22 protein-coding genes are annotated in these 22,601 nt (G+C 67.0%); 9 read left to right on the top strand and 13 right to left on the bottom strand.

The annotated features are described in order from the left end of the window. Positions 1 to 19: 19 nt before the first annotated feature. From QX039_RS27155 to QX039_RS27145, 3 genes are all read right to left on the bottom strand, one after another. A complete protein-coding gene (locus tag QX039_RS27155) occupies positions 20 to 1,435 on the bottom strand; it encodes a TolC family outer membrane protein (protein WP_315739896.1) in 1,416 nt (471 codons plus the stop codon). A gap of 249 nt (positions 1,436 to 1,684) precedes the next feature. After that, positions 1,685 to 2,464 carry an enoyl-CoA hydratase gene (locus QX039_RS27150; protein ID WP_315739895.1) on the bottom strand — a complete coding sequence of 260 codons (780 nt, stop codon included), beginning with the start codon at positions 2,462 to 2,464 and terminating at the stop codon, positions 1,685 to 1,687. An 84-nt stretch (positions 2,465 to 2,548) separates the two neighbouring features. Then, positions 2,549 to 2,938, bottom strand: a complete 390-nt coding sequence (locus tag QX039_RS27145) for a hypothetical protein (protein WP_315739894.1) — start codon at positions 2,936 to 2,938, stop codon at positions 2,549 to 2,551. A 325-nt stretch (positions 2,939 to 3,263) separates the two neighbouring features. Between QX039_RS27145 and QX039_RS27140 the strand changes: the two genes are divergently transcribed. Together QX039_RS27140 and QX039_RS27135 are read left to right on the top strand one after the other, a co-directional pair. Beyond that, entirely contained in the window at positions 3,264 to 3,809 is a 546-nt protein-coding gene (locus tag QX039_RS27140; protein ID WP_315739893.1) for a sigma-70 family RNA polymerase sigma factor, read from the top strand. A gap of 2 nt (positions 3,810 to 3,811) precedes the next feature. After that, positions 3,812 to 4,450, top strand: a complete 639-nt coding sequence (locus tag QX039_RS27135) for a DUF1109 domain-containing protein (protein WP_315739892.1) — start codon at positions 3,812 to 3,814, stop codon at positions 4,448 to 4,450. A gap of 28 nt (positions 4,451 to 4,478) precedes the next feature. On the opposite strand, the gene QX039_RS27130 is transcribed toward QX039_RS27135, so the two are convergent. Together QX039_RS27130 and QX039_RS27125 are read right to left on the bottom strand one after the other, a co-directional pair. Further along, positions 4,479 to 5,588, bottom strand: a complete 1,110-nt coding sequence (locus tag QX039_RS27130) for a DUF2336 domain-containing protein (RefSeq protein ID WP_315739891.1) — start codon at positions 5,586 to 5,588, stop codon at positions 4,479 to 4,481. Positions 5,589 to 5,599: 11 nt separating this feature from the next. Next, positions 5,600 to 6,748, bottom strand: a complete 1,149-nt coding sequence (locus tag QX039_RS27125; protein WP_315739890.1) for a GGDEF domain-containing protein — start codon at positions 6,746 to 6,748, stop codon at positions 5,600 to 5,602. A gap of 322 nt (positions 6,749 to 7,070) precedes the next feature. Here QX039_RS27125 and QX039_RS27120 point away from each other — a divergent pair, with 322 nt between their 5' ends. The 6 genes from QX039_RS27120 (at position 7,071) to QX039_RS27095 (ending at position 12,901) form a co-directional block, all read left to right on the top strand. After that, positions 7,071 to 7,640 (top strand): sigma-70 family RNA polymerase sigma factor, encoded by a 570-nt coding sequence (locus QX039_RS27120; protein ID WP_008961196.1) that lies wholly within the window; start codon positions 7,071 to 7,073, stop codon positions 7,638 to 7,640. Further along, positions 7,637 to 8,479, top strand: a complete 843-nt coding sequence (locus QX039_RS27115; RefSeq protein ID WP_315739889.1) for a hypothetical protein — start codon at positions 7,637 to 7,639, stop codon at positions 8,477 to 8,479. Before QX039_RS27120 ends, QX039_RS27115 begins: the two co-directional genes overlap by 4 nt. 33 nt (positions 8,480 to 8,512) lie before the next feature. Next, positions 8,513 to 10,156 carry a S8 family serine peptidase gene (locus QX039_RS27110; RefSeq protein ID WP_315770473.1) on the top strand — a complete coding sequence of 548 codons (1,644 nt, stop codon included), beginning with the start codon at positions 8,513 to 8,515 and terminating at the stop codon, positions 10,154 to 10,156. A gap of 469 nt (positions 10,157 to 10,625) precedes the next feature. Next, positions 10,626 to 11,252: a TIGR03809 family protein gene (locus QX039_RS27105; RefSeq protein WP_315770471.1), complete on the top strand. Its 627-nt coding sequence runs from the start codon at positions 10,626 to 10,628 to the stop codon at positions 11,250 to 11,252. Between the two features lie 123 nt (positions 11,253 to 11,375). Further along, entirely contained in the window at positions 11,376 to 11,972 is a 597-nt protein-coding gene (locus QX039_RS27100; protein WP_315770663.1) for a TetR/AcrR family transcriptional regulator, read from the top strand. Positions 11,973 to 12,040: 68 nt separating this feature from the next. Continuing rightward, a complete protein-coding gene (locus tag QX039_RS27095; RefSeq protein ID WP_315770469.1) occupies positions 12,041 to 12,901 on the top strand; it encodes a DMT family transporter in 861 nt (286 codons plus the stop codon). 9 nt (positions 12,902 to 12,910) lie between these two features. Here QX039_RS27095 and QX039_RS27090 read toward each other — a convergent pair whose 3' ends face one another. Continuing rightward, the gene (locus QX039_RS27090; protein ID WP_315770467.1) at positions 12,911 to 14,287 is read right to left on the bottom strand and encodes a TIGR03808 family TAT-translocated repetitive protein; all 1,377 of its coding nucleotides are present in this window, start codon (positions 14,285 to 14,287) and stop codon (positions 12,911 to 12,913) included. Between the two features lie 228 nt (positions 14,288 to 14,515). Between QX039_RS27090 and QX039_RS27085 the strand changes: the two genes are divergently transcribed. After that, complete coding sequence (locus QX039_RS27085) at positions 14,516 to 14,803, top strand: GlsB/YeaQ/YmgE family stress response membrane protein (RefSeq protein WP_315739884.1); 288 nt, start codon at positions 14,516 to 14,518, stop codon at positions 14,801 to 14,803. A gap of 46 nt (positions 14,804 to 14,849) precedes the next feature. Here QX039_RS27085 and QX039_RS27080 read toward each other — a convergent pair whose 3' ends face one another. The 7 genes from QX039_RS27080 to folK form a co-directional block, all read right to left on the bottom strand. Next, positions 14,850 to 15,506, bottom strand: a complete 657-nt coding sequence (locus QX039_RS27080) for a pyroglutamyl-peptidase I (protein ID WP_315770466.1) — start codon at positions 15,504 to 15,506, stop codon at positions 14,850 to 14,852. Next, positions 15,503 to 16,492, bottom strand: a complete 990-nt coding sequence (meaB, locus tag QX039_RS27075; protein ID WP_315770464.1) for a methylmalonyl Co-A mutase-associated GTPase MeaB — start codon at positions 16,490 to 16,492, stop codon at positions 15,503 to 15,505. The genes QX039_RS27080 and meaB overlap by 4 nt, the downstream gene beginning before the upstream one ends. Positions 16,493 to 16,527: 35 nt before the next feature. Beyond that, positions 16,528 to 17,301, bottom strand: a complete 774-nt coding sequence (locus tag QX039_RS27070; protein WP_315770462.1) for an RsiV family protein — start codon at positions 17,299 to 17,301, stop codon at positions 16,528 to 16,530. 201 nt (positions 17,302 to 17,502) lie between these two features. Continuing rightward, positions 17,503 to 19,659, bottom strand: coding sequence for a methylmalonyl-CoA mutase (gene scpA / locus QX039_RS27065; protein WP_315770460.1), 2,157 nt, complete (start codon positions 19,657 to 19,659; stop codon positions 17,503 to 17,505). Positions 19,660 to 19,676: 17 nt separating this feature from the next. Next, on the bottom strand, positions 19,677 to 20,141 hold the full coding sequence (locus QX039_RS27060) for a GFA family protein (RefSeq protein WP_315716096.1): 465 nt from the start codon (positions 20,139 to 20,141) through the stop codon (positions 19,677 to 19,679). Positions 20,142 to 20,143: 2 nt separating this feature from the next. Then, entirely contained in the window at positions 20,144 to 22,006 is a 1,863-nt protein-coding gene (locus tag QX039_RS27055) for a methylmalonyl-CoA mutase subunit beta (protein ID WP_315770459.1), read from the bottom strand. A gap of 102 nt (positions 22,007 to 22,108) precedes the next feature. Further along, positions 22,109 to 22,597, bottom strand: coding sequence for a 2-amino-4-hydroxy-6-hydroxymethyldihydropteridine diphosphokinase (gene folK, locus QX039_RS27050; RefSeq protein ID WP_315770661.1), 489 nt, complete (start codon positions 22,595 to 22,597; stop codon positions 22,109 to 22,111). Positions 22,598 to 22,601: the final 4 nt, after the last annotated feature.

Raw genomic sequence — 22,601 nt, 5'->3', positions numbered from 1 at the left:
GCGCGGGTCTCGTCCCGCGCTACTGCCCGGAGGGCGTGCGCAGCCCGTGCCAGGCATCGCGCACCTGATGGTAGTGAACCTCGGGCAGGTAGTCCGGCGTGTTCAAATTGAGATTTTTGACGTCGAGCCGGCCGATCGCGCTGAGCAGCGTATAGGAGGCGATGACGCGGTCGCGCTGGGCGCCGATCAGCCGCGCCTTGGCCTGGATCAGATCCGCCTGCGAGTTCAGCACGTCGACGGTCGTGCGCTGGCCGCCCTGGGCCTCGCGCGAGACGCCTTGCAGCGCGACGGTGGCGGCCTTCACCTCGGCCTCGGAGGCGCTGACGGCGACCTTGGCGCCTTCATTGGCGACCCAGGCGCTGACCACCGCGGTGCGCGCCTGGTTGCGGACCTGGTCGAGCACGAGGCGGCTCTGCGCCGCGAGCTCCTTGCTCTGGCGGGTCTGCGACGCCGCCGTGCCGCCGTCATAGATCGGCGCGGTGACGCTGCCGACGATCGAGGCCTGGTCGGTGCCGAAGGTGCCCAGCGTCTGATCCGAATCGCGGCTGCGGCTGACACCGCCCTGCAGGGTCACGCTCGGCAGCAGCGCGCCCTCGGCGACCTTGATCGAGGTCGAGGCCGCGTCGACGTCGAAGCTCGCCGCAGCCACGGCCGGATTTTCCTTGTTGCCAAGCGCAATCGCGTCCTCGCGGCTGCGCGGCAGCAGGCGATCGATCGGGTCGGCCGCGCGGAGCTGGCCTGGCGCCATGCCGATGACCTGGGCATAGGTCGCCTGGCTGATGGCGAGGTTGACCTCGGCGGCGTTGAGATCGGACAGGCCGCGCGACAGCCGCGCCTCGGCCTGCGAGGCGTCGGTCGGCGTGACGTCGCCGGCATTGAGGCGGCGCTGCGTGACGGAGAGCGTCTCGCGCAGGAAGGCGACGTTGGAGCGTTGTGCCTCGACCAGCGACTGGTTGGCGAGCACGTTGGTGTAGGCGGTGACGGCGTCGAGCAGCACGCCCTGGCCGACATTGCGCAGCGCCTCGCGGCCGGACTGCACCTGCAGCTCCGCCATGCGCACGCTGTTGGCGGTGCGGAAGCCGTTGAACAGCGTCTGCGTGACGGTCACGCCGATGGTCCAGGGCTTCAGCGTCGCGGTCTGGATCGTGTTGTTGGGGAGCAGGTTGCGCACGGCCTGCAGGCCGGCGCCGAGGCTCGCGATCAGTTGCGGGCGATAGCCGGCGAGCGCCTGCGGCACGTTCTCGTCGGTGGCGCGCTGGCGCGCGCGCTCGGCATTGAGCGCCGGGTTGGTCTGATAGGCTTTCGCGAGCGCGGCCGCGAGATCCTCGGCGCGCACGGGCGAGCAGACGACGAGGCTGGCCGCGAGGGTCAGGCCGAGGCCGATCCTTCGCGCACGCACCTCGCCGACGCCAAATTCCTTGGCTCGACCCACCATCCGACTCCGCCGCGTCCCACTGTCTTAACCAGTTGTTTACCTGTTTAGGGCGGATGGCGGCCACACACAAACCGCGGATGTGGAATCCGGCAGGCTTTTCCATGGTTTGTTGTGTCGTGCTCGCCACAGACCGTTTGTCGCAGTGCTGCGACATGGCCGCACGGATACGCGCTCGGTAGGCGGGTGAGGGGCACCCGTGGACATCAGAGGCAGATCGATTCGTTCAGCTGCGAGTGACCCGCAGCAATCTCACCGGTTCTTATTCACCGGCTTGCGCTTCTCGATGAAGGCAGCCATGCCCTCGGCGCGGTCCTCCAGCGCGAAGGTGGCGTGGAACAGGTTGCGCTCGACATTCATGCCTTCGGAGAGCGGGGTCTCGAAGGCGCGGTTGACGGCCTCCTTGGCCATCGCCGCCGCCGGGCGCGACATCGCCGCGATCTTCTCGGCCGCAGCCATCACCTCGTCCATCAGCCTGTCGGCCGGCACGATGCGGCTGACGAGGCCGGAGCGTTCGGCCTCGGCCGCATCCATCATGCGGCCGGTGAGGCAGAGGTCCATCGCCTTGGCCTTGCCGATCGCGCGCGTCAGGCGCTGGGTGCCGCCGATGCCCGGAATGGTGCCGAGCGTGATCTCGGGCTGGCCGAATTTCGCGGTATCGGCGGCGATGATGAAGTCGCACATCATCGCAAGCTCGCAGCCGCCGCCGAGCGCGTAGCCCGCGACCGCGGCGATGGTCGGCTTGCGGCAGCGCGCGACGCGGTCGCCGCCGATCGCGGTGAAGTCGCTCGAGAACATGTCGATGAAGCTCTTCGGCTGCATCTCCTTGATGTCGGCGCCGGCGGCGAACGCTTTCTCGCTGCCGGTGATCACGATGCAGCCGATGGCGTCGTCGGCCTCGAGATCATCCACGGCGGCGGCGATCTCGCGGAAGACGCCGAACGACAGCGCGTTGAGCATCTTCGGCCGGTTCAGGGTGATGACACCGACCGCGCCTTTGCCTTCGACGATGATGTGCTCGTAGACGCTCATGATCCCACCCCGAGAAATCAAAACAGCGGGCAATGTGCCCGCTGGATCGATGCGCATCAAGTAGGTGCGGCGCCGCGCGGCGCCTCAGATCATGAACATCCGCGCCGCCGAGCCCAGGGTGAGCAGGGTGCCGCAGGCGATGAAGATCTTGCCGATGATCGAGGCCTTGTCCCAGCCGGAGCTGTCGTCATTGCTGACCGTGACCATGTTCACGGTGACGTCCGAGGCCGCCGGCGCATCGCTCGGCGCGGCGTCGGTCGATTGCGCCGCAGGTGCGGCCTGAGCCTGGGCTTCGGCCGGCAGCGGCGCCGGGAAGCCGTCCTGCTTCGCCGCCGGAGCGCTCTCGGACCCCACCGGCAAGAACGGACTATAGCTCTGCTGTTCGGCCGCGCGCGCGAATCCAGTGCCAACGAGGCCCAGAACGAACGCGGCGGCAATGATCAATGCTGAACGTCCACTGGCTTGGATCGTCATCGTCGGCTTTCTCCCCATCCCGCCAGCCCAAGCCGGAGTGAGACCCCGACAGATGTCGAGAACGGGGCAGAAAATGGGTATCTTCCTGCCGCTCACGGCAAAAGCTGGGCGCCGCCGCACTTTGCGACGCTGCCCATCAAACCTGATCATGCACCTCGCGATTCGGTGCTATGGAGCGGTTCCAAGACTTGCCCGGTGGCGTGCTCTCGGTGTGGCGTAACTCGGATGGTTCCGAGGCCAATGTCATCATCACGAATTAGTGATGAGGATAGAGCGAGAGTAACAAACTGAGTGTTTCGGGCGAATTGCTGGGGGTGGAGCGGAGTTGCGCGAGCGTGACGACGAGTGGACGGGCTGGATGCGCCGGGCCGTCGCCGGTGACGACGAGGCCTATCATCGCCTGCTGAGGGCGATCACGCCCGTGCTGCGCGCGGCATCACGGCGCGGGCTGGCGCGCGCCGGCCAGCCCCCCGACCAGGCCGAGGACATCGTGCAGGAAATTCTGTTGGCGGTTCACCTGAAGCGGCACACCTGGGACGTCGACGCGCCGTTCGCGCCCTGGCTGTTCGCGATCGCGCGCAACAAGCTGATCGACATGCTGCGCCGGCGCGGCCGGCGGGTGTTCGTCGACATCGACGATTTCTCGGAGACGCTGGCCGACGCGCCGCCGGCGCCCACCGTCTCGGCCAGCGAGGTCGAGGCGCAGCTGAAGACCTTGCCGCAGCGTCAGCGCGACGTGCTGCAATCGATCGCGGTCGAGGCCGCCTCGATCAAGCAGACCGCGGAGAAGTTTTCGATGAGCGAGGGCGCGGTGCGGGTGGCGCTGCACCGGGCGCTCGCAAGCCTCACGGCCAAGCTACGGGATACCTGACCATGGACACCGATCAGCTCATCCGCACCCTCGCGGCCGACAATGCGCAGCGCGCGCAGCCGGTCGGCATCGTGCTGGCGCTGGCCCTGATGGCGGCGACGCCGGTATCGACCGCGATGCTGCTCGTCGGCCTCGGCGTCCGGCCGGACATCTGGCTCGCGGTGCGCAATCCATTCTTCGACCTGAAGTTCGTCGTCACCACGGCGCTGGCGATCCCGGCGCTGATCATCGGCCTGCATCTGTCGCGCCCCGAAGCCTCGCTGCAGGGCTGGAGCTGGCTGCTGATCGCGCCGATCGTCGTCCTCATCGGCGGCATGGCGGCGGAGATGATGCTGCCGCAGCGCACGCCGATGATGGCGCGGCTGGTCGGCCACAATTCGATGGTGTGCATGAGCGCCATTCCCGTGCTGTCGCTGCCGCTGCTGGCCGCCGCGCTGTTCGGCCTGCGCCATGGCGCGCCGTCGCGTCCGGCGATGACGGGCGCGATCGCCGGGCTGGTCTCGGCGGGGATCGCGGCGACGCTCTATGCCGCGCATTGCACCGACGACTCGCCGCTGTTCGTGGCGACCTGGTACACGGTGGCCGCGCTGATCGTGGCCGGGCTCGGCGCGCTCATCGGCGCAAGGGTCCTGCGCTACTGAGGGGGCTGCGCGACGAGCGAGGTCGCGACTACGCCTGCATCGGCGCCGCGGCGTCCTGCACGCGGTGGAAGCGCAGCACCTGCTGCGCGGTGGACCGCCGGAGCCGCTCATAGGTCGCCTTGCAGGCATCGAGATCGGCCGGCGCGGTGGTGGCGAGCTCATCGCGCATCAGGATGATCGATTTCACCGTTGGCCAGGACAGCCCTGCGACCTTGGCAAGGATCATCACGCCCTCGGCACGGCTTTCGATCATGATGCTTTCGGCGACCGCGACCGGCACGTTGGCCATGGCCGCGACGGCGGCATTGGCCTCGTCGAACTTGCGCTGCTCGGTGAACTGCACGACGAGACGGTCGTCGAGCCGGCCCTCGGCATGCAGCGAGCGCACCAGCGCGTGCGCGATCTCGGTCTGGCTGGTCAGCGCCACCGCGCTCGATCGCGCCCGCCGGCCCGCCATGCGCACCGCCGAGGAAACCTCCTGCGTGAGCTTCGGATTTGCCGCCTCGAGCCGCGTGCGGACCGTGGCAGACGCCTTGGCGACCAGCTTCAGATAGAGGTGGCGCGGCAGATTGGGCCGCATGGCGAGGCACGCGGCGAGGTTTTCGTCCAGCGCGGCGCGATCGACCAGCGTGTCGAGGCTGGTCCCCGAGACGTCGGCGCCGGGATTGCTGACGGTGCTGTGAACGACCTCGTCGTTGCCGCGCCTGAGCAGGATGTCGGTGACGGCGTGGCTGAGCACGCGCCGGAGCGAGATCGCGAGCAGATGCGCCTGGCTCTTGGTCTCGGCTGTGCGGATCAGCGCGGCCTCATCGATCCGTTCCGACTTCGACAGCACGGGGCCTGCGACATCGATGGCGTCGTCATCGGCCAGCCGGTGCAGCGTCCGCGGCGGCGCCGACGCAAGCGGCGCAAGCCGGCGCGCGAGCAGGGCGCGGGCCGAGATCTCGATGTGGTCGATCAGGCATTCGAATACGTCGTCGAACAGCGCGACCTGCTCATCGGCGAAGTCCGTCGCGCCGTCGACGAACAGGTCCGTCACCTTGCGCAGGGTCTCGACCCGCCGCGCGACGGTGCCGTGCGCGAGCGTGTCCTCGAGCTCGTCGAGCAGGCTTTCGTTCGGCGTGGGTTTCGGGGGCATGCCGGGATGGCTCAGGCGCTGGTGACGCGATTGCGGCCCTGCGCCTTCGAGTCGTAGAGCGCCCGATCGGCCCGGGCGAGCAGCGAATCGGCGGTCTCGTCGCCGCGCGGGGCGGCCACGCCGGCCGAGAACGTGACCTGCAGGCCGGTCGAGAACGCACTCCAGTCGAGGCCGGCGATGATCTGGCGCAATCGTTCGGCGAGCCGCGCGGCGGCGTCCGCCGGCGCGCCCGGCAGCACCAGCAGGAATTCCTCGCCGCCGTAGCGGCCGAAGCGGTCGCTGCCGCGAATGTTGGCGAAGATCGTGATGGCGAAGGTGCGCAGCACGTCGTCGCCGGTCGGATGACCATGCGTATCGTTGATGCGCTTGAACCAGTCGAGATCGATCAGCACGACCGAGCAGGGCTGGCCGCCCTGCCGCGCCTGCGCCATCTCCTCGTCCAGCACATCCATGATCGAGCGCCGGTTCAGCGCGCCGGTGAGCTCGTCGATCTCGGCCAGCTCCTCGATGCGGCGATAGGCTTCCTTTAGCTTCTGTCCGCGCTGGTACAGCGTCTCGCGCAGCGCGCTGGAGAAGATGCCGAGGAACATGCAGCCGGCGATGGTGAGGAGGAAGACCAGGAGCGTCGCGAGCCGCTCGAGGCCGCTGTCGTGCGGCATGCCGAGCGGCTTGTCGGTGAGCAGGAACAATCCCGCCAGCCCGATCGCGAGGAACGTCCAGCAGATCGCGCTCTGGCGCGGCGTCGCGCGCAGCGAGGCGAAGGCGACGACGATGTACAGCGTGCACAGGAACAGGATGCTGACTTCGGGCGCGATGTAGCAGAACGCGACCGTGATCATCATGCTGGCGAGCGATTGCGGCACCACGAGGTAGTGGTCGCGGAAACGGTCGTTGAAGCCGCTCTCCGACAAAGCGGTCCACAGCGCGACGGTGAGAACGCCGATCGCTGCGTAGGCTGGCGCGATCGTGACCGGGACGGTGCCCGCCTTGGCGTAGATCAGCAGGATGACGGCGTCGATCAGGTAGCATCCTGCGACCAGCGCCAGCATCTGCCGGCGCCGCCCGGCACGACGCGCGCGCAGGTCGCTGGACGGAGACGGCTGCGCGTCCCCGGCCTCAGCGACATTCGGACTGGGAAAAGGCGGTGCCGTCGTGCCCATGTGCTCGCGATTCTTCGTCGTTGGCTCAAAATCTACGTGGGAAAGCATTTAACTTTGGTATCTATGGGCATGGACGAAGAGGCCGCCGGCGTCGTGCTGCGACGGGGAATCTACGGCTTTCAGGACGCGCAGTTGGCGGGAACGGGCGGAACATGGTAGGCGGGAACCCGTTGGTCGCGATCGACCTGGGCGCTGCAGCGAAATCTGCAAGTCTGTGCGCCAACTCACATTTCGGGACGTATCTTTCCGGTATTTTGAAGATTTTTGCGGTTGTATTCGAACCGCGACGTCAATCCTCCAGACCAATCTTGCGAGACGGCCATTGAGCGTGACAGCAGCGGCGTCAGATGAAACCCTGATTGCCCGGATCGCTCAAGGCGACCGGCTCGCCATGCAGGTGCTGTACGGACGGCACCATGTCAGGGTGTACCGTTTCGGGCTCCGGCTCGTGCGGGACGAGCAGGTCGCGGAAGACCTCATCAGCGAGGTCTTTCTCGACGTGTGGCGTCAGGCCGGCAAGTTCGAGGGCCGTTCTGCCGTCTCCACCTGGCTTCTGGCGATCACGCGGTTCAAGGCCCTGTCGGCACTTCGGCGCCGGAAGGACGTTGAGCTGGAAGACGAGGCCGCGAACGCGATCGAGGATACGTCCGACGATCCGGAGGTCGCGGTCCAGAAGAAGAATACCGGCGAAGCATTGCGCAAGTGCCTGACGGCGCTTTCGCCTGATCACCGGGAGATCGTCGATCTCGTCTACTACCACGAGAAGTCCGTGGAGGAGGTGGCCGAGATCGTCGGAATTCCGGAAAACACCGTCAAGACGCGCCTGTTCTATGCGCGCAAGAAATTGGCCGAACTCCTGAAAGCGGCCGGCATTGAGAGAGGCTGGCCATGATGGCTTTGAGCAAGATGCTGGAGCAAGAGCCCGGAGAGATCGAACTCCTGCTGCCGTGGTACGCCGCCGGCACGCTGAGCGCGCGCGACATGCGCCGGGTCGAGGAGGTGCTTGCCCACGATGCCGATCTCGCCAGGCAGTATGCAGAGATCCAGAAGGAATATGCCGAGACCATCGCGCTGAACGAAAGCCTCGGCGCGCCCTCGATGCGCGCGATGCAGAAGCTGTTCGCGGCGATCGAGGCGGATCCGATGCAAAAGCCTGCCGCGCCGCGCGGCTTCAGCGCGCGGCTGATGGATTTCTTCGACAGCTTGTCGCCGCAGACCTTGGCGTGGACCGTCAGCCTCGGCGCGCTTCTGGTGCTGGCGCAGGCCGGCGTTATCGGCGCCGTGCTGATGCGCTCGCAGACCGCGACCTATCAGACCGCCTCGGTCGAGGACAAGAACGCAGCTCCCGAGCCCGCGAGCAAACCGATGGCCGCGCCACCGCCGCCGAGCGCTGCTGCGCCGGCCCCGGCGGAGCGGACGCCCGAGAGCATGACGCGTTCGCGGATGGCCGAAGCACCGGCCCCGGCCGCTCCGCTGATCCGCGGCCTTGGACCGCAGGTCGCCGGATCGACCGCGCCCGCCTATGCGCTGGTGCGGTTCGCGCCGGATGCGCGCATGGCCGACATCTCCGCGTTGCTCGACAGCTACCAGGCGTTGATCGTCGAGGGCGCCAGAGGCGGCCTGTTCAAGCTGCAACTCGGCGACCGGCCGCTGTCGAAGGCCGAGGCCGACAGCCTGATCGGCCGTCTGGCGCGAGAGAAGATCGTCAGCCTCGCGGTGGCCGCGCAATAGGCCCGCGCCGTCCGAACGTCATTCGGAGGCTCCATGTCGTCCACTTCGCCGCTACAGTTCGCCAGATCGGTCGCGATACTGATTGTCGTCGCAATGCCTGCTTTCGCGGGTGGCGACCTCAGTGCCCATGCCCAGGCGATGATGCGTTCGCCCAACATCAACATCCCGAGCCGGGTGCCAAGCATCAACCCGGGCACCGCGATGCGTGTGCCGCCGCCGACCGGGATGGCCTTGCGCCCGACCTTGCCCAATGCGCGATTTGCACCGAACCTGCAGGCGTCCTGCAACCCGGCGGATCGCAGCGTGTCGGGTGAATGTCTCGACCGCCGGTCGGTGACGGGGGACGGGCAGGGCCGGCAAGCCCAAGGAAGATTGGACAAAGGCAGGTCCGCCAAGGTGACGCAACGGCGCGAGCCTAAGGCTGCGGCCGCTGGCGATCCGCGGGCCGTCGCCAACGAGATCGTCGCCGAGATCGATGACGGTCTCTCGATCGACCAGGCCGACGCGCTGGCGCGCCGCCATGGCCTGCAGCGCATCAGCTCGCAGCGCTTTCCGCTGATCGGTGCCACCATCGGCCTGTTCAGGATCACCGATCGCCGCTCGGTGCAAGCGGTCAGCCGTGCGCTCGCGGCAGATGCCAGGGTGCGTTCGGTGCAGCCGAACTACCGCTATACGCTGCAGCAGCAGAGTGCGCCGCCTGTCGAGGGCGATCCGGCGCAATACGCGCTGGCGAAGCTGCGGCTGCCGGAAGCGCACAGGCTGGCCGAGGGCGCCAACGTCACCATCGCCGTGATCGACTCCGGGGTCGATCTCAAGCACCCGGAATTCGCCGACGCGTCGTTCGACGCGTTCGACGCGCTCGGCGGTGACGAGGGACCGCATGCGCACGGCACGGGCATCGCCGGCGTGATCGTGTCGCACAAGCGGTTGATGGGCAGCGCGCCCTATGCACGCATCATCGCCATCCGCGCCTTCGGCATGGCCAAGAAAGGCGGCGGGCCGGAGAGCAGCTCCTATGTGATCCTGAAGGCGCTGGACTACGCGGCCCTGCACGGCGCGCAGATCGTCAACATGAGCTTCGCCGGCCCGAAAGATGCGGTGATCGAGCGCGCGATCGCGGCCGTCGCTTCCAAGGGCGTCGTGATGGTCGCCGCGGCCGGCAATGCCGGGGCCAAGTCGCCGCCGCTGTATCCTGCGGGCAATCCGAACGTCATCGCCGTCAGTGCGACCGATGACAGGGATCAGTTGCTGCCGGCGTCGAACCGCGGCAATTACATCGCGCTGGCCGCGCCCGGCGCCGAGATCTTCCTGCCGGCGCCGGACGGAAAATATCAGATCATCTCGGGCACCTCGTTTTCCGCGGCCTATGTCAGCGGGCTTGCGGCGCTGGTGCTGGAGCGTAATCCGGCGTTGAAGCCGGAAACGGTGCGGACCGTGCTGACCGGGACCGCGCGCGATCTCGGGACCCCCGGACGCGACGATCTGTTCGGGGCAGGGGAGGCGGATGCGTTGGCGGCGGTCCAGGCCGTGGTCTCGCCGCAGGATGCGCCTGCTGCTGCTGTGCCTTCCGCGGGGCTGCAAACGGAGCCCGCGGCGGCCCGCGAGTTGCGTCCGGCGCCGGCCGCGGTGACCGAGGCATCTCCAGCCGGCGACGCGCTTCGGCCGGCGCAGCAATGACGCCAACGTTTTCGTGAACGTTCCGAAATTCTCCCGCTCGCTTTGAACGTGCAGCGGGGCGGTCACGACAGAAAGCATGTGGGAGCGGTGATCCCCTCCCCAAGGCTATATACGGCGCGAGCGCCCATCCACCCCAAGCGCCCATATGGCTCGACCCGTCCGGTTGTCCCCCCGGACGGGTCTTCCATTTCTGGGCCAGGTCAAATCCCGGCGACATTGATATCCGGCAGTGTTCGCCCGCCCGATGGGCACATCTTCGGGTTGTCAGGCGATGTCGTTGGCCGCGCTCGCGTGGCTGCACTAGGCCGGATTCCGAAAAAGCACGGAGAAAATTTCCGCACGACTACGGTTTGGCCGCCAAACAACATGGCATTAGCTAGACTTTGTTAACCTTTTCCACAAAATATTCACGTCACGTTGCGTTGATTCGTGCCGAGTGCGTCCGTCCCCTTATCTCACGGGCTCCCCCATGACACATCGACCGGACGTGACTTGCAGCCGCGAACTGGCTGCACGCTGGTGCGCGCTTGCCGAAAGGCGCCTGGACCATCTGACCGAGCTGTTCCAGAGCGGCCGCTGGCGCCGCTACTACACCGAGCAGTCGCTCCTCGACGATATCCGGCACGCCAAGGCCGCGGTGCAGACCTGGCAGGCGCTATCCCGCGCCGAACCCGAGCAGGTGAGCATCGTGCCGAGCCAGCGGCCGGCTGCGATGGTGGCTGCGCCACCCGCTCCCGTGCGCCCCGCCGAGCCGGAGCCGATCAAATTCCGTCTCCACGAGAATCATCCCATCGAGCGGCGCCCCATCGCGCTGCCGCCCTCGCTCGAAACCATCCTTGCGGAGTCCAAGATCATCGTCGAGCCCGAGATCGAGCTGGCCGCGGATGATCTGGAACCGGACGACGTCATCGAACCGGACTATGTGGCCGAAGATGCCATCGCGCCGGAGCCGGCCGTCGCGCCGCCCCGCATCGACATGTTCGCCCTGGAGCAGGCTTTGAGCATCGGCATTCAATCCGACGCCGAGTATGACGAGCCGGTGGTCGATCTCGACGCCATCGAGCGCCGCTATCCCGCGCTGGCGGTCGCGTTCTAGGCGCAGGGCGAGCTCCAGACCCAAACCGCATCGCAGCCAAGGGGGCCGCAAGCCGCCCTCAATCTGGTCACTTGATTTCAAGACCGAATAGTCCATATATCGGTGATGAGCCGCCAGACTCCGATGCAGTTGCCGCGTGGGCGCCCGCGAAGTTTCGACATGGACGCCGCTGTCGAGCGGGCAATGGGTGTGTTTTGGTCGCGTGGCTATCACGCGACGGCGCTGCCTGATCTTCTTCAGGCGACGAAGCTCTCGCGTGGCAGCCTCTACGCCGCGTTCGGTGACAAACACTCGCTGTTCCTGCTCGCGCTTGACCGTTACATCGCCGATGCCCTGGCCCGGATGGATACCGAGCTCGACCCAAGCAGGGAGCCGGTCGACGGCCTGCGGGCCTATCTTGCCGGCTACGTCGACCGCACCTGCGGGGCCAAGGGTCGGCGCGGCTGCCTGCTGGTGGCGACAGCCATGGAGCTTGCTGGCCAGGACGCCGAAGTTGGTCGGCGCATCGCGAGTTTCTTCAAGGCCATGGAGGTCCGGGTGGCGGATGCACTGTCCCGCGCGAAGATGGCGGGCAAGCTGGCCGAGGGTGTCGAACCTTCGAGTGCCGCGCGAATTCTCGTCTGTTTCGTTGAGGGGCTGCGCGTGGTCGGCAAGACGGGGCCGACGCCGATCACATCGCAAGCCACCGTTGACGCGCTTCTCGACCGCTTCATTCGATAGAGACCGTTGAGCGCCTTGCTTTCGAGTCGCCTATATCTGGACCGATCAGTCCTTAAATGGAGAATGCCATGACCATCGTCCAGATTCTCTGCTCGGTGGCCGTTCCCTTGCTGTGGGGTTACCAGTTCGTCGTCATCAAAGTGGGGGTGACGGAGTTTCCGCCGCTGTTCTTTCTCGCGCTTCGATTTCTGGCCATCGCGCTGCTGCTCGTTCCGTTCGTCAAAAGGCCGACGCGTCGACAGCTCGGTCACATCGCAGTCATTTCCGTTTTCCTGGGCGGCCTGAACTTCGGGCTGTTCTATGTTGGTCTTGGGCTCGGCTCGGGAAGCATGTCAGCCGTCGCCTATCAACTCGCCACGCCCTTCACCGTCCTGTTGGCGTGGCCGCTGCTGGCGGAGAAGCCGTCCCTCTCCACATGCGCTGGAGTAGGGCTTGCATTCGCCGGCGTGGTCGTGCTGGCGGCCGAGCCGGGTCTGACGGCAAACGTGCTTCCGCTGCTGCTGGTGGTTGGCGCAGCCTTCGCATTCGCGGTGTCCAACGTCCTGACCAAGCGCTACGGCCCTTTTGAACCGCTGATGCTGATGGGATGGTCGTCGCTGCTCACCGTGCCGCAAGTCATGGTCATGTCGTCGTTCCTCGAATATGGCCAGGTGGCGAGCCTTGCCGCGGCGGATGAACGCGGATGGCTGGCGCTCGCCTACACGGTCTTCATCGGCGGAATTGTCGGGTTTGGCGTCTGGTTCTGGTTGATCGCCCGCTACTCCATGAGCCGCGTCGCACCGTTCAGCCTGCTGCTTCCGGTGTTCGCCTTGATCTCGAGCGTATTGTTCCTGGACGAACGGATGACACCGAAGCTGATTGCGGGCGGGCTGCTGGCGATCACCGGCGTCGCGATCACACAAGTGAGGCCGAGTGCTCGGCCGATTTGAAGCGGCGGCTCAGCTTCGTCGCACCGCGTTGCCGCTGACCACGATCTGCGCATAGCCTTGCGTCCCGTCGCGCGTCAGGTCCGATGTCACCGGCTTGATGTGATCAAGCCCGATCACGGCGCCACGGGGCGTGCCCGAGATCATGTTGTTGCTCACAAGCGCCGTGCCCGCGCCCGGAACGACGGACACGCCGACGCCCGCGAGCGCATTGCGAATGACGTTGCCGGAGATCACGACGTCCCTGAGATAGCGGCCCCAACCGGCGACGATGCCGTAGGACGGGGCGTTCTCGACGACATTGCCCGTCACCGAGGAGTCCGCCTCGACATAGATCCCGATGCCGGCATCGTCGTCAGGTGCTGTGCCGATCGGCCGCTTCGGGATCAGATTGCGGATGATGTTGCCCTGGACCACCGCGATGCGGCCGCCTTCGTTGAAGTTGCAGACGGAGACGCCGAAGGCGGCACCATCCACCGTATTGCCTGAGATGACGGCGCCCTCGAATGCGAACTCCGAGTAGAGCGCGACCTCGCGCACGTCGCTGACGCTGTTGCCGACGATCTGGATGTTCGAGGCGGAGTTGCCGCGCACTGCCGAGTAGTCGCAGTTCCTGATGCGGTTGCCGCTGATGATGACGTTGCCGGCGCGAAAGGCGTTGATGGCGTTGCCGTACTGGCCCGAGCCGCCGGGGCCGGCCTTGATGTCCTCGATCCGATTGTCGAGCACCATCGTGCCGTCGTCGCCGATCGCAGTGCGCAGGATCTCGATGCCGTTGTCGCGGGTGCCGTTGATGGTGTTGCGCGACACGATCAGGCCGAGCGCGTCGAACGACACGATGGCGGTGACCGCGATGTCGGTGATCACGTTGCCGCTGACGTCGCCCGAGACCTGCTCGAGCCAGATGCCGCTGCCGCCGGAGCGGGTGATCTCGCAATCGGAGATACGGGCGTCGCGGCTAGCGGCGACATGGAGCAGGCCGCGGCGCTGGGGCAGGGCGATGCCGCCGCCGTCGAGCGACACGCCAGTGACGCCGATGCCGTCAGCGCCTTCTGCTGACAGCATCGACGGGCCGCCGCCGGTGAAGACGAGCTTGGTGGCGCCGCGGACGCCGACCAAGTGGCTGCCCCTGGCGAGGCGCAGCATCGAGGTCCGGTAGGTGCCTGGCGGCAGCGCCAGCGGCGCCTGCGCGTGGGCGGCCTCGTCGATCGCACGCTGCAGCGCGCGGGTCTGGTCGTCGGGACTGTTGGGCTTGACGCCATACTGTGTGGCGTCGCGCCCGAGCGCGGAGATCAAGGGGGCGGCCTGTGCGGCATCCGCCGGCAGGGCCAATGCCCCGGCGGCGCCGGCAGCCGATCCAGCCAGAATGCGGCGGCGATTGACATCCATGGTCAGCGTCTCACGCAAAAGATGATGTGCGGCCACGACTTAAGCTGAAAGCCTCAAAGCTGATGCTGAGGATGAGCGCCTGCGCCCGGGATTGTTGGCGGTAGGGTTAAATCTTCACGTCAGATCGCCGCCGGCGGTGGGTTGCCCGTCGAACCGGTGAGCCTCTCCCGAGGGAACCAATGGGACTCGGGGACATTGTTCCCGCAATGGATCGGCGAGGAGAGGGTCATGCATCTGTCAAATGAGAGTCTACTGGTTATTCTGTTCGTCGGCATCGTCGCCGGGTGGCTCGCGGGCCGCGTCATGGAGGGCGGCGGTTTCGGCCTGATCGGCGACCTGGTCGTCGGTCTCGTCGGCGCCTTCATCGGCAACTGGCTGTTGCCGCAGCTCGGAATCCATCTGGGCGTCGGACTGGTCGCCGCGATCATCAACGCCTTCATCGGCGCCGTGGTCCTGCTGCTCCTGCTGCGCCTGATCGGCGGGGGATTTGGCGGTCGGCGCCGTTGGAGCATCTGACACAGCGCTGACGGTCAGCGGTCATACGGTCATACCACTATCGACGTCAGCTCGTGCGACAGGTCGCCTGTCGCACGAGCTTGACCAGCTCCATCAGCATGGCTTCGCCGGCATCGACCAGCCCCTCCAGCGTGATGCGCGAACTGCCGTGCGGCAACGCCGAGCCGGCACGCGGCAAGGGAGGAATATGGACGAAGGCGGCGACCCGCGGCCCTTCGGCGGCTTTGGTCGCCTCGATCGCGCGCCAGCTCAGATAGTTGCAGAGATAGCTGCCGGCATCGCGCGAGGCCCGGGCATCGATGCCGGTGGCGCGCGCCGCGCGCAGCAGCCGCGCCATGTGCGGACCGAACGTCGCCGGATGTGCGCCCGGCGCGATCACGCCCTTGCGCGCGACGTGGCGATCGGCATCGGGGAAGGTCGTGGTGATCGCGTTGCGCGCGCGGGTCTCGATGCGCAGGTATGATGTTCGCCCGGCGAGGCCGAACATCAGGAGCGCATGCGGGCGCCGCTCGGCGATCAGGGCGGGCAGCTCGCGATCCACGGTCGCGTAGGTCACGTGAAAGATGTGGCTCGTGACGTCAACGTCGTCCAGCGCCGGCCGCCGCAGCTCTGACAGCCGCCTCACCAGCGCCATGGTCGGATTGAGCGGCGCGCCGGGAAACGGGCCGAAGCCGGTGATCAGGATGCGCGGCCGCTCGCTCATGTCAGCATCTCCGCGAGTTGCTCGGCGGCGAGCGCCGGCGCGACGCGGCCCTCGGCGACGTCGCTCTCCAGCCTCTTCACCTTCGCGCGGATGGATGGATCGGTGCGCAGCCGCGCCATCAGGCGCTGCTCCAGCATGGTCCACATCCATTTCACCTGCTGGTCGCGGCGACGGGCGGCGAATTCTCCGGAGGCGATCATCGCCTTGCGATGGTCGAGGACCTTCTGCCACAGCTCGGCAATGCCCGTCCCGGCCATCGCCGAATAGGTCACGACCGGCGGATGCCAGTGCTCGGAGCGGGGGCTGAGCAGATGCAATGCGCCGCGATAGTCGGCGGCGGTGATGTTGGCGCGCTTGACGTTGTCGCCATCGGCCTTGTTGATCGCGATCATGTCGGCGAGCTCGACCAGGCCCTTCTTGATGCCCTGCAGCTCGTCGCCGCCGCCGGGCAGCATCAGGGCGAGGAAGAAATCGGTCATGTCGCAGACCGCGGTTTCGGATTGGCCGATGCCCACCGTCTCGACCAGGATCACGTCGAAACCCGCGGCCTCACACAGCAGCATCGCCTCGCGCGTCTTGGCGGCGACGCCGCCGAGCGTGCCCGACGATGGCGAGGGGCGGATGAAGGCGTGCTCGTGATGCGACAATCGCGCCATCCGCGTCTTGTCGCCCAGGATCGAACCGCCGGTCCGCGCCGACGAGGGGTCGACCGCGAGCACCGCGACCTTGTGGCCCTGTTCGATCAGATACATGCCGAGCGCATCGATCGTGGTGGACTTGCCGACGCCGGGCGAGCCGGTGATGCCGACCCGGATCGCGTGCCCCGTCCGTGGCAGCAGCGCCTGCACCAGCTCCCGCGCGGCGGCCTGGTGGTCGGCGCGGCGGCTCTCGACCAAGGTGATCGCACGCGCCAGCGCCGCGCGGCTGCCGGCGCTGATATCGTCGGCCAAGGCCGTGGTATTTGGCGAAGGAGAACGAGAGGACATGCGCCCGTTATAGCGGATGCGAGCGGCCCGGCCAGCTAGTTCTCCTCCGCATCCCCCTTCGGCCTCGCGCCGCCGAAGATCGCCTGCCCCTCCGCGCTGAGATAGGGCTTCAGCGTTTCCCAGGGCACGAAGGCGACATAATCGCCCTCCGCGTAGGCGCCGACGGCGTAGGGCGGATAGTGGAAGGTGAGGCCCGAGCTCTTGCCGGCCAGCGTCGAGGGCGCGAGCGTGACGGCGCCAATGCCGAGCAGCTTCGGCTCGACGCTCTTCAGCCACCACTCGTCAGTGTCGCCGGCGTCGCGCGCCTTCTTCTCTGCCCGCAGCGAGGCGATGATCGCCTTGCTGATCGCGGTCATGGTCGGACCGTTGTCGGCGGTCTCGTTGAAGAACGGGCGGATCGAGATGCGCTTGGCGGCGGCCTTGTCCCAGAGGATGGTGTCGACCGTCCGGTTGGGATGGGCGCCATGCGTGTCCATGTAGTCGTTGCGCAGCACGCTGACATAGCGATCGGCGACGATCGAACGCACCGAATAGTCGCGGCCATAGGTGTAAGGGCCGTCGCGGAACAGTTCCTTGTCCGCCTTGTAGTCCTTGGCGGCGTCCGCGGCCTGCTTGTCCATCCACTTGCGGCCTTCGGCGAGGCAATTCGCGGCGAGCGCCGGATCGGCCTTGATGTCGGCACTCAGCGTGACGCTGGCCTCGGCGGCCTTGGTCTTGATCGACGCATCGGGCTTGGCTTCGGCGGCGATCGCCGGCGAGAGGGTGAGCAGGCCGAACAGGGCGGCGACAAGCAGTTTGGTAGAATACATGAGACTTGTGATCCGGGTTTGGTGGTCTGTGCGCGCACGTACCGCAAAGGTTCGATCGTGCCCAGATCGAACGCGCGGCGATTGATTACAGCGCGTCAATAGCTCGACGCTCTCAGGAATGGACGCAAGACAAGGTCGAGATTCCGGGTTCAAGGCCTTTGGCCTTGCCCCGGAATGACGGTGGGGTGTGACGCAGTCGGACTACTCCGCCGCCTCGCTGTGGCCGAGGCGCGCATTGAGCTTTTGGATCAGCTCCTCGGCGGCGTCGGCGATGACGGTGCCCGGCGGGAAGATCGCCTCGGCGCCGGCCTTGTAGAGCGCATCGTAATCCTGCGGCGGCACCACGCCGCCGACGATGATCATGATGTCCTCGCGGCCCTGCTTCTTGAGCGCGGCCTTCAGCTCCGGCACCGCGGTGAGATGGGCGGCCGCCAGCGACGAGACGCCGAGAATGTGGACGTCGTTCTCCACCGCCTGCCGCGCCGCCTCGTCGGCGGTGGCGAACAAAGGTCCGATGTCGACGTCGAAACCGATGTCGGCGAAGGCCGACGCGATCACCTTCTGGCCGCGGTCGTGGCCGTCCTGTCCGATCTTGGCGACCAGGATGCGGGGACGGCGGCCCTCGGCCTCCTCGAACGCCTCGATCAGCGCCTGCAGTTTCTCGGCTTTGCCGGACATGGCGGCGATCTCCCGCTTGTAGACGCCGGTGATGGACTTGATCTCGGCGCGATGGCGGCCGAACACCTTCTCCAGCGCGTCGGAGATCTCGCCGACGGTGGCCTTGGCGCGCGCCGCGTCGATCGCGAGCGCCAGCAGGTTGCCGTTGCCGTCGCCGGCCGAGCGCGTGAGCGCCGACAGCGCCGCATCGACCTCGGCCTGCTTGCGCTCGGATTTGAGCCTGGACAGCTTGTCGATCTGCAGCCGGCGCACGGTGGAATTGTCGACCTTGAGCACGTCGAGCGGCGGCTCGTCGGTCGGCTTGAACTTGTTGACGCCGATCACCGACTGGCGGCCGGTGTCGATGCGGGCCTGCGTCTTGGCCGAGGCCTCCTCGATGCGCAGCTTCGGCACGCCGGCCTCGATCGCCTTCGCCATGCCGCCGAGCTCCTCGATCTCCTGGATGTGGCCCCAGGCCTTTGCGGCGAGATCGCGGGTGAGGCGCTCGACGTAGTACGAGCCGCCCCAGGGATCGATGATGCGCGTGGTGCCGCTCTCCTGCTGCAGGAACAATTGCGTGTTGCGGGCGATGCGCGCGGAGAAGTCGGTCGGCAGCGCGAGCGCTTCGTCGAGCGCGTTGGTGTGCAACGACTGCGTATGGCCCTGGGTCGCCGCCATCGCCTCGACGGCGGTGCGCACGACGTTGTTGTAGACGTCTTGCGCGGTCAGCGACCAACCCGAGGTCTGGCTGTGGGTGCGCAGGGACAGCGAGCGCGGATCCTTCGGGTTGAACGGCTTCAGCAGCTTCGCCCACAACAGCCGCGCGGCGCGCAGCTTGGCGACCTCCATGAAGAAGTTCATGCCGATCGCCCAGAAGAACGACAGCCGTGGTGCGAAGCGGTCGACGTCGAGACCCGCGGCGATGCCGGCGCGCAGATATTCGACGCCGTCGGCGAGCGTGTAGGCGAGCTCGAGGTCCTGCGTCGCGCCGGCCTCCTGCATGTGATAGCCGGAGATCGAGATCGAGTTGAACTTCGGCATCTTCTGCGAGGTGAAGGCGAAGATGTCGGAGATGATCCGCATCGAGGGCGACGGCGGATAGATGTAGGTGTTGCGCACCATGAACTCTTTCAGAATGTCGTTCTGAATGGTGCCCGACAATTTCTCCGGCGGCACGCCTTGCTCCTCGGCGGCGACCACGAACAAAGCGAGGATCGGCAGCACCGCGCCGTTCATGGTCATCGACACGCTCATCTGGTCGAGCGGAATGCCGGCGAACAAGGTTCGCATGTCGTAGATCGAGTCGATCGCGACGCCGGCCATGCCGACATCGCCGCCGACGCGCGGATGATCGGAATCATAGCCGCGATGGGTGGCGAGATCGAATGCGACCGACAGGCCCTTCTGGCCCGCGGCGAGGTTGCGGCGGTAGAACGCGTTGGAATCCTCCGCCGTGGAGAAGCCGGCATATTGCCGGACCGTCCAGGGCTGGTTGACATACATGGTCGGGTACGGACCGCGCATAAACGGCGCGATGCCCGGCCAGGTGTCGAGGAAGTCGATGCCGGCGAGATCGGCCTCGCCATAGGCCGGCTTCACCGGAATGCCTTCGGGCGTGAGCCACGGCTCGGCTGGGCCTGCGGGAGCCGGCGTGGCCGTGGGCTCGAACGCGATCGCGGTGAAATCGGGAATGCGGCTCATGGCCCGGCGTCCTCGTCTCAATCGTGGTCCGGATGCTGATGGCTGACGATGGTCGCCATCTTCTCCGGTCCATAGTTCTGTTGTGTCGTCTGGCTCGGCAGATTGGCGATCGCGACCACCCAGCCAAGTCGCGACTCCGAGCCATATTGTCGCGTCGGCACCACCCGGTCCGGCCGGTCGAAGCTGCCGGTCATGATCTCGATCCGCGGCCCATCAATACGCCCGAAGCCGAGCGGCGTGCCGCAGGCGGGACAGAAGAAGCGCTCGGCGATCGTGGATGAACGGAACGCGGCGGGCTGACCGCGCGTCCAGGCGAAGTGCTCGCGGTCGATCTCAGCGAACGAGGCGAACGGCGCGCCGGAGGCTTTCTGGCACATCCGGCAATGACAGATGCTGACCTTGTTCGGCGTGGTCTTGAACGCGAAGCGGACGGCACCGCATTGGCAGCCGCCGGTCAGGAGAGGCTTGGTGTCGTCGGTCATGCTCACTCCAGATGCGTATAGGCGTCTTCGAGCGTCTTCAGCGCGTCGCCGCCGGCGGACACGAAGCTGCCGATTCCGGCCTCGCGCAGCGCGGCCTCCTGCTCGCCGCCGCGGCCTGCCAGATAGATATGTCGCGCGCCCGCGGCCTGAAGGGCCTTGGCCGCCGGAACCGCGGCGTCGGCATAGACCTTGTCGGACGAGCAGAGGCAGGCAATGGCGGCGCCGGAGGCGCGGAAGGCGGTAGCCAGCGCGGCCGGATCCGAAGCGCCCGCGCCATCGATCGCCGCGATGCCGCCGGCCTCGAAGAAGCTGCGGGCGAAAGTCGCGCGTGCGGTGAAATCGGCGGCGGTGCCGAGATTGGCGAGGAAGATCGAGGGGCGCTGTCCCTTGCTCTTCAACAGGGCGTCGGAGCGATCACGCAGCTTCTCGAACCCGTCTGCGAGACGGATGGGCGCGAGCGCCGTGACGGTGAGCGCGGCCTTGGCTGTCGCCTGCGGAGCCAGCGGTGCAACCGCTTCGACCGCGACCTCGGCCTCGTTGAGATTTGGAAACTCGCTGGCGCCGGTCAGCACGTCGCGACGCCTGGCGATGTTGGCATTCCGCGCCGCCCTCACCGCGGCGACCTTGGACTGGATCAGCCCAGCCCGCAAGGCAGCTACGACGCCACCGGCTTTTTCGATCTCCTGGAACAGTGCCCAGGCGGTAACGCACAACTCGCTGGTCAGCGCCTCGATGCCGCCGGCGCCGGCGGAGGGATCGGCGACGCGGGCGAGATTGCTCTCCTCCAGCAGCACCAATTGCGTGTTGCGGGCGACACGGCGCGCGAACGCGTCGGGCAGGCCGAGTGCGGCGGTGTGCGGCAGCACCGTCACGGCGTTGGCGCCGCCTAATCCGGCCGCGAACGTCGCAATGGTTGCGCGCAGCATGTTCACGTAAGGGTCGCGCCGGGTGAGCATGCGCCACGCTGTCTCGCCCGAGATGAAGAGCGGCTTCGGTGCCAGCCCGCACGCTTCCTCGATGCGCGCCCACAGCCGCCGCAGGCTGCGGAATTTTGCCAGCGTGAGAAACTGATCGGTGTCGGCGGCGAGCCGGCCATAGATCATGCCGCGCGCGGTCTCGAGCGCGATGCCTTCGGCTTCGAGCGCCCGCAGATAGGTGACACCAGAGGCGAGCACGAAAGCGAGCTCCTGCGCCTCCGATCCGCCGGCGTCGTGCACGACCCGGCCGTCCGCGGCGAAGAACGGGCCTTTGAAGCCGGCCTCGTGCAGTTGCTTGACCAGCGCGCCCGAGTTGCCGCCGAGCATCGATGCGTCATGTGAGCTTGCGCCGCGACTGGCAGCATCCCCGATCGGATCGAGGCCGAATCGGATGTCGCAGCCAGCGGCCTCGACGCCGCGCTGCTTGACGTAGTCGGCGAGACGCGAGGCGGGCGAGACCGATTCACCGAGCTGCAATTCGATTGCAATCGCAGCATCGAGATGCACGCCGTCGAGCGCGCGCGCCACTGCGTCGGCGCTGGCGGCGAGGCCGAAGCCGTGTGCGGCATTCGACCCGGCGAACACCAGCGACAAGCCGGTCGCGCCGTTCTCGAGGTCGATCAGCGCCTGCGCATTGGCCTTGGCCGGATCGGGATGATCGACGCGCTGCATGATCTGCCATGGCGCCGATGCTGAGCGGCCTGCGACCGGCGCGACATGCTTGGCGCGCGGATAGATCGGCTGGATCTGGAGCCCGTCATAGGTCTTGCCGACCAGCTTCTCGAAAGCCGCGCCCTTCAGCACGCCATCGACCAGCTTGCGCCAGTCCGCCTCGCTGGCCGGAGCAAAATCGGCAGCCAGTCGCAGATCGTCGGTCTCGGTCGTCATGTCGGCACGCGTCTCCCGGGGCGTCTGTTATCGCGATTGTTGTGGCGCAAAATGCCACGTCAGGGGGGCCAAGCCAAACGGTTGTTTGGCCGGAGACGTCAGCTATTCGGCTGGCAGCGGCCGGATTCCGTCGCGCGAAACGGCGCGCAGGGCCTCATCGACGCGGCGGCCGGCAATCTGTCGCGCCGGCACGATCTCGGCCAGCGGCACCAGTACGAAGCCGCGTTCGAACAGCCGGGGGTGTGGCAGCGTGAGATCGGGCGTGTCGATCGCGAAATCGTCGTAGGCGATCAGATCGAGGTCCAGCGTCCGCGGACCCCACCGCGTCTCCTGCGCGCGATTGCGGCCGAACATGCGCTCGACCGCGTGCAGAACGCCGAGCAGCGGCCGTGGGGGCATCGCGGTCGCGATCTCGATGCAGGCATTGATGAAAGGCGGCTGCTGCTCCTCGCCCCATGGCGGAGTGATGTAGTCGGACGACCGCGCGACAAGCGCCGCCGAGGCGCGCGCACAGATCTCCGGAATGGCGCTCCGGAACGTCGCCCTGACGTCGCCGACATTGCCGCCGAGAGCAATCAGCGCGCTCGCCATTGCC

The organism is Bradyrhizobium sp. SZCCHNR1043 (assembly GCF_032489675.1).
In the GTDB taxonomy this organism is placed as follows: Bacteria; Pseudomonadota; Alphaproteobacteria; order Rhizobiales; family Xanthobacteraceae; genus Bradyrhizobium.
This window is presented reverse-complemented; position numbering and strand designations above follow the sequence as displayed.